Origin of the sequence: Bacteroides sp. 1_1_14, from assembly GCF_000162515.1 — a bacterium.
GTDB lineage: Bacteria > Bacteroidota > Bacteroidia > Bacteroidales > Bacteroidaceae > Bacteroides > Bacteroides thetaiotaomicron.
Map to the genome: position 1 here is coordinate 1 of NZ_GG774717.1, position 9,945 is coordinate 9,945.

Consider the following 9,945-nt stretch of genomic DNA (forward strand, 5'->3'; position numbering starts at 1 on the left):
ACTTCAACTATAACCAGTATACACTCACATTTTATCCATATCTTTGTATTATAAACGATCAAACAATCCTCCCAAAAATATACTCACATTAATACGTATATAATAAATACCAAAATGAAAGAAACAATATTATCCAAAAAGTCTAACGAAAAAAGAGATTCTTACAGATAGAAGCGCTCGTTTGTAAACAAATCACCACTATCAAAACAGTCCTATTAATATATCATATTTTTACCACATAAAGAAAGGAAGAGAACTTTACTCAAAAAAAGTTTTCTCCCTTTCTTACACTACACCCCCGGAATCGAATAAACTCCTTCATCGTTTTTAATAAATAACGAGAGAGTTTATTATAAACGGTCCCCAAGTTTATTATAAACTATTTTTAGGCGTTTCCAGCGGCCTCAATAGAATTATTATAACAAAAATGGGCAAGAACCTTCGCAGTTTCTTGCCCATTCGTTATCCTGGCTATGCAATTCTGCACATCCACCTATTGAACTTATGTTATAATTTTTATATATCCTATCATTACTATTCCGTTTTATATTCCTCCAAATATACGAAGAACTCGCAAAAAAACGGCAAAATTTGGATAAATAAAGTAAGTGTTTGGTATTGAGGAGAGTTAAGCCAAATTCTTCTATACCTTTCCAAATCGCTAAAATGCAGGATAATGAAAGGTTAAGAGAAAGATTTGCTACTTATCCGTTACCTTTTTTAGCCCCGGATAATCCGGCAAAATAACGCTTGACCACCTGCGGTTTTACCGTTCACCATGCAAAGAACCCTATATTTTGCCCGTAAAGATAACCGTTTTTTTCCGTTTTTCATGGAAATACAGGTTATGTTACCGGCATCCGGGGTTTTATTCTTTGTTCCGCTATAATTTTCATAACTGTAAATAGCTATATATCAAGTAATTTTGCAACATAAAAAAAAATAGAGTTATGAAACAGACGGATGTAACGGTTACGTTCTACCTCAAAAAGAGCGAAATGAATGACGAGGGACATTGCCCGGTCATGGCGAAACTTGTTGTCGGCAAATTTTCAGAAGCGGCTTTTAGTGCGAAAATGTCCGTACCCGCTGCACTGTGGGCATCCGGACGTGCCACGGGTAAAAGTAACGCCGCGCGGGAAATCAACCGGCAACTGGACGATTTGCGAGCTTCAGCCATTTCCATTTATGACGAACTGTCAGCCACCCGTGAGAATGTAACGGCTGAAGAAATAAGGAATCTGTTGTTGGGGACGGCTTTCGGGCAGGAAACCCTGTTGGGTTATTTCCGGACGTTCATCGAACATTTCGAAAAACGTGTCGGCGTGAACCGGGAAAAGGGAACAGCACAATCTTACCGCTATGCTTGTAACTGTGTGGCTGCTTTCATCCAGGAGAAATACAAGTTGTCGGATGTTCCTTTCACGGCCCTGAACCGTTCATTCATCGACAACTATGACCTCTACCTACGCACGGAGCGCCGCTTTGCCCTGGGAACTATCGTGTTGCTTGTCACACGGTTGAACACGATTGTCGGGGAAGCCATCGCGGAAGGGATTATCACTGCCGACCCGTTCGCGGGGTATGAAGCCGAACATCCCGAGCGGGAACAGAAATACCTTACCGCCGCAGAGTTACAACGGCTGATGACCACACCCCTGCACGACCCGAAACTCTACCATATCCGCGACCTGTTCCTCTTCTCCTGCTACACGGGTATCCCTTACGGGGACATGTGCCGCCTGACGACGGAGGATCTGGAAGTGGCCGAGGACGGTGAGGTATGGATCAAGACCGCCCGCAAGAAGACGAAAATCGACTATGAAGTGCCGTTGCTCGACATACCGTTGCTCATCCTCGACAAGTACCGGGATATGGCCCCGGAAGGAAAACTGCTGCCGATGTACAGCAACAACGAACTCAACCGGACACTGAAACGTATTGCCGCCATTTGCGGAATTGAACGGAAACTCGTCTTTCACTGCGGACGCCATACCTACGCCACCGAGATCACGCTTTCGCATGGTGTCCCGCTTGAAACCGTCAGTAAAATGCTGGGGCATAGCCGCATTTCCACGACGCAGATTTACGCCAAAGTGACCGATGACAAGATCGACATGGATACCCGGTCTTTAGAGGAAAAGATTGCCGGCCGCTTCTCCGTAGCTATTTAATCTATCATTGACAATCAAATTCACAACGATTATGGAAACGAATAATAAAGAGATAAAACGCCGCAGCACGTTCTCCCTGCTGTTCTACATCAACCGCACGAAAGTCCGCAAGGACGGAACATGTAAATTGTTATGCAAGGTAAGCATCGACGCCAAGTCGGCCCCGATCAATATCAACGCGTTTGTCGATCCATCGCTTTGGAATCCGGAAACCAAAAGGGCGAACGGACGAAGCGAGAACGCCCGAACGGTAAACCAGGCAATAGAGAAACTGACCGAAAAAATCACCGGACATTACCGTCATATTCGTAAAAGCCTCGGTTTCGTGACGGCCGAGCTGGTCAAAAACGCCGTGGAAGGAATCGGGCAGAAACCGTTCACCCTCCTTGCCTTGTTCCGCGAGCATAACGAGGAGTTCCGCAAGCGTGTCGGCGTGGATCGCAAGGAAGAAACTTATGAAAGTTACGAGAACTCCTATAATATTTTAGCCTCCTTCGTGAAAAAAAGGAAGGAAAAGGAGGATGTAGCGTTGCGGAGCCTTGACCGGGAGTTCTACGATGATTTTGAAATATTCCTGCGTACAGATCGTGAAATGAAACCCAAGACAGTACACGAGCATCTTTACCGGTTGAAAAAAATGACCAAGCGGGCTGTCAGTCAGGGTACACTCCGGCGCGACCCTTACGGGAAGCTGCACCCGGAACTGCCCCGGCGCAAGAGCCGCCATTTGAAACTCGAAGACCTCAAAAAACTGATGGAAACTCCCGTCGGTAAACCCAACCTCCAGCGGGTGCGGGACTGGTTTCTCTTCGCTACCTTCACGGGGTTGTCCTACGCCGACCTGAAACGCTTGTCCGAAAAAGACATCACGCAGTCGGACGACGGAACGTACTGGATACACATCCGGCGCCAGAAGACCGAAACGCCCTCGGCCATCCGCCTGCTGAACGTGCCGTTGCAGATCATCGAGAAATACCGCCACGAGCGTAAAAGCGACAGGATTTTCAACCTCTATTGCCGGGGGTATCTCATCAAGCTCACCAGAGAACTGGGACGGACATACGGCTTCGACATGACCTTTCACAAGGCGAGGCACAATTTCGGGACACATATCACGCTCTCGCTGGGTGTGCCTATCGAAACTGTCAGCCGCATGATGGGACACAAGAGCATTTCCACCACGCAGATTTACGCCAAAGTGACCGACCGCAAGGTGGACGAGGACATGAAACGTCTGAAAGAACAGACCAAAGGCCGGAAAATAAATCTCTACGAGGAGGACGAACCGGAAACGGCAGATATTATAACGGTAAACGGTTGAACAGTATAACAAAAATTGATAAATTTGTATGACTATGACGACAAGAGAACCTATCAGCATTGAAAACGGGCGGGTGGAAATCCACACGCCGGAGAACCGTGTATGGCTCACGCGCCACCAGATTGCCGACCTGTTCGGAGTCTTCGTTCCTGCCGTGGGGAGCAACATCCGCTCCATACTCAAAAGCGGCATACTCCGTGAGGAGCGGGTTTACCGCCGGGAGCGCAACCGTGACGGCGGTATTGTCGAGCTGTATTCGCTCGAAATGATCGCCGCGCTGGCTTTCCGCTTAAAATCCGGGAATGCCGAAGCCTTCCGACGGTGGCTTGTCCGAAGGGCCACGACGACCGCCGTCGTCTGGCAGCTCCCCGGCATGAACACGATATTGAACTGAAAAAGAAGAACGGCCGTGATGGCCGTTCTTCTTTTATACCCATTCCTGTCCCCCGATACATTTCTTCCGGGAATCTTCCAGAAATTTCTGTATCTCGGATTCCATGTATAGTACCTTGCCCTGAATCAAATAATAGGGAATGATCCGCGCCGTGCGGTATTCCTGCAATGTACGCCTGCTGATTTTCAGCAGCCGGGACAATTCCTCGTCGGTGACGAACCGCTCTCCCTTGAGTGTCCGGCCTCCGGAGGATTCCAGTTTATCCAGTGCCTTGCCGGCCTTTTCCAAACGCCGGAAGAGATCCGCCACACGCGGATCGTGCTTGTCGATGAAATAATGGCTCATAACGCGGCGGTATTAGGATAGTGCGACGATTGCAGCAGTTTCCCGACATCTTCCGGTTTGTAGAAGATTTTGTGACGGATGCGGCTGAAAGGCAGCAACCCTTTCTCCCGGTAGGTTTGCAGGGTACGTTTCGATATCCCCAGCACGTCACAGACATCCTGGTTGTCCAGCCATTTTTTCAAACTCACGTCCTCCTGCCTGCGGCATAACGCCTCGGCTTTTCTTTCAATGGCTTCCACGTGCCCTGCCAGCGCGTCGAAAGCCTTCACGTCCATACTTATTATTTCCATGTTCTGTTTCATTTTTTGTTTCCCGGATGCCCAAAAGTACACAAATGAACAGTATCTTGTTATCAGCCAGTGGTATATGGACGTATCCGTCTTAAAAGTGGCAGCGAGTGGCGCCACGTCCGGCGGAAACGATCCTCCGCCGATACGGGATCGGCACGCTCCGATACGCCAATCGCCCGTGAAAGGAAATGTTCGCGGGCGATTTATCATTCCATGCAGGGTGAGCCGTGAACCGACTTTCGCGAGCGTTCACGGCATATCGTTTTCTCCCCGTTTCTCTCCCATAACCTTTTCCTCTCTTTTTTTCATGCCGCGGAGCGCGGTATGGAAATCTGTTGTCAGTAGCAAAGGTAGTTACGGGGCTCACGCTGCTGCAAGATCGGGCCGCGGGGCGGTTTGCCGCAAAATCTTCCTCTTTCCCTGCGGGCGAGCGTATTTTCCGACAAAATCTTGCAGCAGCTATCCCCGACACCTTTTGATGCTACCGAAACAGATTCCATCCATACCGGCTCCGCTACGGCATAAAAAAAAAGTCAAAGGTTATGAGAAACGAAGAGAAAAATAAATGGAAACAGAAATCCTCCAACCTTCCACTTGGCATAAAGGCAAAGGTCGGGTTGGCGGTAAAGGTCGGGGCGGTGGCTTTGGGCTTCCACGTGTGGGGTATCGACTTTATTTGGGTCGTTTTGGGCTTCACGTTCTGTTATGACATCCTGCGGGGCATTTTCTCCTGCCTTGTTTCTCTCGTGGCTCTAACCGGCTTTTTCTATTTCCTATTCACTCACATCTTCTAAATTATTACAGGTATGACAAAGTACATTTCATTATTCGGAGCGACTACCACGGACACACGGGTGCAGGTAGTCAAGGAAAACCAGGTAATCATCGGTATCGGTGCGGGTGCGAGCAGAAAGCGTTACGTCGTTTACAAGGTGGAACACACCGCCCGTGGCTACGTGTACCACATGGTCGATACCGAAACAAAGGAAATCAGCCAAACGGACATTCTGCGACCCCTCTCGCAAACATTCGGTATCGGCAGGTACTACGACGACGTGAACCCCGAGTTCATGGACGCTTTCGAGGTGGCTTTGCTCGTGGGGCAGGCGGAAGAGCAAGCCACGGCGCAGGCCATCGCCGCCGCCAAAGAGAAAGCCGAGCATGACCGCATAGCGGAAATAGGAGCGCAGAGGTTACGCCGCATCATGCCCGAAGGGGTGCAGGGCGTAATCATCGCCGAACTCAACGAAACGGAATACACTGACCCCTCTTACGAGTGTTCGACCACCCGAAGCGTGCGTACCGTCATTCTCGGCTTTTCGGCCACCTCCCGCAACGGCTTCGGGGAGTTGAGAAAGGCGGCGGCCAATTTCCCGCAAACGGCGCACCTCTCCGAATACGACCCCAAGAACGAACACCGCTATCCCGTTTTCACGCTCGGCAAAAGTCCGAAATACGGGTGGAGTGTCTGCAAACTGACCCACTACACACGTGAAGGGTACATCGACAGGCTGGCATATATCGCAGGAAACGAGGAGAATATATGTCTGCCCGAGCCGAAAGACGAAAAACGGGCGGAACGCACTGAAACGAGCGTGCAAGGCGGGTTTATCATCGTGGACTATTCCGAGAAGGCGATAGCCGTATTCGGGGACACCAAGCCCGTCAAGGACGCCCTTCACGCACTCGGGGGACGCTTCAACGCACGGCTGACGCATGACGGGCAGAAGAGAGCGGGATGGATTTTCCAAAAGACCAAAGAGGACGAGGTGCGGCGGCTTCTCGGAAAGGACGAATAAATGTTGAACACGGGGCGGCTCGCCGCCCCACAATACCAAAAAATCATGGCACAAGGAACAGATTATTTCAAACTGACGATACAGAACTATCTCGACGCACGGGCACGGGAGGACGAACTTTTCGCACCCCGATACGCCAACCCGAAAAAGAACATTGACGATTGCTGCACTTTCATCATCAACCAAGTACGGCAGAGCGGTTGCAACGGGTTTGCCGACGAGGAAATATACTCTATGGCACTCCACTATTACGACGAGGAGGACATCGACATCGGCAAACCCGTCAGTTGCAAGGTAGTGGTCAATCACACCGTTGAACTGACCGAGGAGGAAAAAGCCGAGGCACGGCGGAACGCCATACGGAAGGCCGAGAGCGAAGCCTACGCCAAGTTGGCGAAAGCCAAGTCCAAACCCAAGAAAATCGAAGATAACAAACTAATGCCCAGTCTATTTTAGTTATGAAACCGAGAACAAAATTCCAACAGAGCGTTGTGGCGGCAAGTAAACACCTGCCGCCGCTTACCCCCGCACAAATCGAATGGGGGTACAAGAACTGCATCGAGCATATCGGACGCCGCACGCCGAAAGGACTTATCACCTGCACCGAGTGCGGCCACACGTGGCAGAGCGAAAACGGAGAACTCACGGACAATCTGTTAGGGTGCGAGTGTCCGCACTGCCACACCCCGCTGAAAGTGGAAACCACCCTGCGCCGCAAGTTCAACGATTACGAGTATTTGTGCATCGTAACCCGCTGCAAGGGTTTTCAAGTCCTGCGCTTCGTCTATATCGAGTGTTGGGCGAAAGTGGGACAGACGCCCGTTTACACCCATATCGAAGCCGTACAGCGGTGGATTGCCCCCGACGGACGCTCCGCAACCTTCGCACGGCTGCGCCCGATGGGCTTCTTCGTTCACGGGTGGAGTTGGTCGAGCGCATTGGAACTGCGGGCGGAGAACGACGGGAAATACAACATCACGCCCACACGCATCTATCCCCGACAACGGCTTATCCCCGAACTGCGCCGAAGCGGCTACGGTAAACAACTCCCCGATGTAACCCCTTTCGACCTTATCCACCTGCTGCTCTCGGAGAACAAGGCCGAAACGCTGCTTAAAGCGGGACAAACGGCACTCGTGCGATTTTTCGCCCGTTCCTCCCGCAATATCGCAGACTATTGGCCGGCCATCCGTATCGCCATCCGTAACGGGTACGCTATCGGGAAACCGACGGAATGGTGCGACTACATCGACCTGCTGCGATTTTTCGGGAAAGACCTGCATAACGCCCATTTCGTGTGTCCCGCAGACCTGCCCGCAGCGCATGACCTCTACATGGCTAAAAAAACGGCGGCACATGCAAATGGAACGGCGGCAGGAGGAACGGCGCAAGGCGTTGGAACAGGAAGCCTCGTTTGTCGAAGCCAAAGGGCGGTTTTTCGGAGTGGAGTTTTCCGACGGGGAAATCTGCATCAAGGTATTGGACAGCGTTGAAGCCATACGGCAGGAGGGCGAGGCCATGCACCATTGCGTGTTTACCAACGAATACTATCTGAAAGCCGACTCGCTCATACTCTCGGCCACAATCGACGGCAAACGTATCGAAACGATAGAGGTGTCCCTAAAACGCATGGAGGTCGTGCAGAGCCGTGGCGTGTGTAACAAGAATACCCCATACCACGGGCAAATACTGAAACTGATGAAGGGGAACATGTCCCTTATACGGAAACGAATGACAGCATAAAAATCGGGGCGGCGAAAGCCGCCCGCAAAAACAAAATAGAATGAACCAAATAGCATATAAATTCGTGTCGTGGGACGTTCCCGCACTCGAAAGCCTTGCAGGCTCAAAAGCGTACATATTACGCAAACGGCTCAATGACGGGGGAACGCTCACCCGTGAGGAGAAAGACTGGATTACCCGTGAGGTAAACCATAACACCTATTTCAAGGACTCCATTCCGCTTTTAGGGTATCGTTTCAACTTTGTCGATGTACTGAAAACATTCGTGGTAAAGCAGTACGGGCATTACACGGAATACAAGGGCGTGGACAAGACGAGCATACGCTCCATGTTGTACGGCAGAGTGGAAAGGATTGTCGAATTATAAAATCGGGGCGGCGAAAGCCGCCCTACAAAAAAAATATAACAATGAAAATCATCTATAAAAGCTACATGGCACGCCCGCTCAAACCCTTCGGGGAGTGGGATTGGGAAGTTCGGGAAGCAGTCAAGACGGCCCTTGCGCTCGTCGAGGGGAAAAACGGGTTCAAAACCCATTCCGAGATATGGCGAAGGTGCAACCTCGTCATTACCGTGGGACACAACATCTACACCACGAGTATCGAGATACGACCACCCGAGCAGGACGTGATACGCCGCAGGAGCAACTGGCATAACGGCTACGCCTACTACTGCAACGGCGTGTTCTGGGCGAACATGAGCAGGGTTAGAGTGGAACTTGTCTGATTAAAAAATTTCGGGGCGGCAAAAGCCGCCCGTAAAAAGCGAGAATATGAAAACGAATGAAGTAAACAAGGAAATCTCCTATGAAACGCTGCTCGTAACCTTCGGCGAGGGTATCGGGCGGCTCAACACCATGTTCGACGACCCGCAGGTGTGGGGCGTTGCCACGCTGAAGCAGTGGATCGACGGGTATGAAACTACGCGCTTCACCGAAATCGACGACCGAACGGCGGTTATCACATCCGAATACAACATGGACAGCATAAAGGAATGGCTGCAAAAGAACACACCGATTATCAACCTGGAAAAACGATAAAATCATGCGCAAGTACAAATTATTCATCGGCTACCGGCTGCTGGGAGAGTTTTCCGGTATATGGGAAGCCAAAAATTTCGCCGCTGAAAGCGGCATGAGCGGAATTTTCTCGCTCGTGGGAGAAAATTACCGGGACAGTTGGTACGAACCCAAAAAACAAGAAAAGAATGGAAACAAAGATTAAAGACATCACGGGAGCGGAAATAACCGTTACCGACTTAAAAGAGGCGGTACGCCAATGCCGGGAGTGCCTCGCAAGTCCCTACCTGATGCCCTCGGGGCATACCGTGGGGGAAAACCATGCCTACATGTTGCGGCAACTGCTCGCCCTGCAAAGGCGGAAACGGGAACACGGCAGGCAACGGCCGTGAAAATACGACGCGAAAAAAATCGGACGACAACCGTCCGATTTTTTTGTTTCCCGTCAATCGACCGCCGTATGGTCGCCCAGCTTCCCGTGCAGTTCACGCCCGATATGTCCGGCAATGCCACGGGGAGAAATTTCAGAGATTGAACCCCACCCGCCATGCGTGTATATGCACGTCTTGAGCGGTTCGGTACGGGAAAGGTAGAACAGATAGCCGTTGCGGAGCAGGATGCCCACGAACACCGAGCCGACCTCGATGTCGGCGATCTCGTCAAAACGTATCTTCCCGTCATTGTATAATACTGCCGTGCCATCCGCATCGGGAATGACGAACAGATCGTCTTCCATGACAATCCCGTGCAACTCGATTAGCGACCCCAGGCATTCACTCGCCGATACCCGGTCGTAATCACCCTTTACCTCATTTGTCGATTTCGTTTCCATATCGCTTTTCTTTAGGTTCAGACAAATAC

General features: G+C 50.8%; 14 protein-coding genes and 1 pseudogene. 12 read left to right on the forward strand and 3 right to left on the reverse strand.

Going from position 1 to position 9,945, the window contains the following annotated elements; genetic code table 11:
• Nucleotides 1–950: 950 nt before the first annotated feature.
• The 3 genes from HMPREF9007_RS00900 to HMPREF9007_RS00890 are packed head-to-tail and all read left to right on the forward strand — an operon-like array spanning nt 951 to nt 3,889.
• The gene (locus HMPREF9007_RS00900) at nt 951–2,174 is read left to right on the forward strand and encodes a site-specific integrase (RefSeq protein ID WP_004303751.1); all 1,224 of its coding nucleotides are present in this window, start codon (nt 951–953) and stop codon (nt 2,172–2,174) included.
• Nucleotides 2,175–2,205: 31 nt separating this feature from the next.
• Nucleotides 2,206–3,495 carry a site-specific integrase gene (locus HMPREF9007_RS00895; protein WP_007568639.1) on the forward strand — a complete coding sequence of 430 codons (1,290 nt, stop codon included), beginning with the start codon at nt 2,206–2,208 and terminating at the stop codon, nt 3,493–3,495.
• Between the two features lie 28 nt (nt 3,496–3,523).
• Complete coding sequence (locus tag HMPREF9007_RS00890) at nt 3,524–3,889, forward strand: hypothetical protein (protein WP_007559043.1); 366 nt, start codon at nt 3,524–3,526, stop codon at nt 3,887–3,889.
• A gap of 33 nt (nt 3,890–3,922) precedes the next feature.
• On the opposite strand, the gene HMPREF9007_RS00885 is transcribed toward HMPREF9007_RS00890, so the two are convergent.
• The gene (locus HMPREF9007_RS00885) at nt 3,923–4,234 is read right to left on the reverse strand and encodes a helix-turn-helix domain-containing protein (RefSeq protein ID WP_004295430.1); all 312 of its coding nucleotides are present in this window, start codon (nt 4,232–4,234) and stop codon (nt 3,923–3,925) included.
• Nucleotides 4,231–4,524 carry a helix-turn-helix domain-containing protein gene (locus HMPREF9007_RS00880; RefSeq protein WP_004319131.1) on the reverse strand — a complete coding sequence of 98 codons (294 nt, stop codon included), beginning with the start codon at nt 4,522–4,524 and terminating at the stop codon, nt 4,231–4,233. Before HMPREF9007_RS00880 ends, HMPREF9007_RS00885 begins: the two co-directional genes overlap by 4 nt.
• A 542-nt stretch (nt 4,525–5,066) precedes the next feature.
• Between HMPREF9007_RS00880 and HMPREF9007_RS00875 the strand changes: the two genes are divergently transcribed.
• From HMPREF9007_RS00875 to HMPREF9007_RS00835, 9 genes and pseudogenes are all read left to right on the forward strand, one after another.
• Nucleotides 5,067–5,318, forward strand: coding sequence for a hypothetical protein (locus HMPREF9007_RS00875; RefSeq protein WP_004303766.1), 252 nt, complete (start codon nt 5,067–5,069; stop codon nt 5,316–5,318).
• A gap of 12 nt (nt 5,319–5,330) precedes the next feature.
• Nucleotides 5,331–6,323 carry a hypothetical protein gene (locus HMPREF9007_RS00870; RefSeq protein ID WP_007559037.1) on the forward strand — a complete coding sequence of 331 codons (993 nt, stop codon included), beginning with the start codon at nt 5,331–5,333 and terminating at the stop codon, nt 6,321–6,323.
• A gap of 45 nt (nt 6,324–6,368) precedes the next feature.
• Entirely contained in the window at nt 6,369–6,779 is a 411-nt protein-coding gene (locus HMPREF9007_RS00865; protein ID WP_009132163.1) for a PcfK-like family protein, read from the forward strand.
• 2 nt (nt 6,780–6,781) lie between these two features.
• A pseudogene (locus tag HMPREF9007_RS28125) lies at nt 6,782–8,066 on the forward strand (PcfJ domain-containing protein).
• A 40-nt stretch (nt 8,067–8,106) separates the two neighbouring features.
• Nucleotides 8,107–8,433 (forward strand): hypothetical protein, encoded by a 327-nt coding sequence (locus HMPREF9007_RS00855; protein WP_004295437.1) that lies wholly within the window; start codon nt 8,107–8,109, stop codon nt 8,431–8,433.
• Nucleotides 8,434–8,474: 41 nt separating this feature from the next.
• Nucleotides 8,475–8,792, forward strand: a complete 318-nt coding sequence (locus tag HMPREF9007_RS00850; RefSeq protein WP_004295436.1) for a hypothetical protein — start codon at nt 8,475–8,477, stop codon at nt 8,790–8,792.
• Between the two features lie 46 nt (nt 8,793–8,838).
• Nucleotides 8,839–9,105 carry a hypothetical protein gene (locus HMPREF9007_RS00845; protein ID WP_008763822.1) on the forward strand — a complete coding sequence of 89 codons (267 nt, stop codon included), beginning with the start codon at nt 8,839–8,841 and terminating at the stop codon, nt 9,103–9,105.
• A gap of 4 nt (nt 9,106–9,109) precedes the next feature.
• Entirely contained in the window at nt 9,110–9,289 is a 180-nt protein-coding gene (locus HMPREF9007_RS00840; RefSeq protein ID WP_004319137.1) for a hypothetical protein, read from the forward strand.
• Nucleotides 9,273–9,476: a hypothetical protein gene (locus HMPREF9007_RS00835; protein WP_004295440.1), complete on the forward strand. Its 204-nt coding sequence runs from the start codon at nt 9,273–9,275 to the stop codon at nt 9,474–9,476. The genes HMPREF9007_RS00840 and HMPREF9007_RS00835 overlap by 17 nt, the downstream gene beginning before the upstream one ends.
• A gap of 53 nt (nt 9,477–9,529) precedes the next feature.
• Here the strand turns inward: HMPREF9007_RS00835 and HMPREF9007_RS00830 are convergent, their stop codons facing one another.
• Nucleotides 9,530–9,916: a hypothetical protein gene (locus tag HMPREF9007_RS00830; protein ID WP_004295441.1), complete on the reverse strand. Its 387-nt coding sequence runs from the start codon at nt 9,914–9,916 to the stop codon at nt 9,530–9,532.
• Nucleotides 9,917–9,945: the final 29 nt, after the last annotated feature.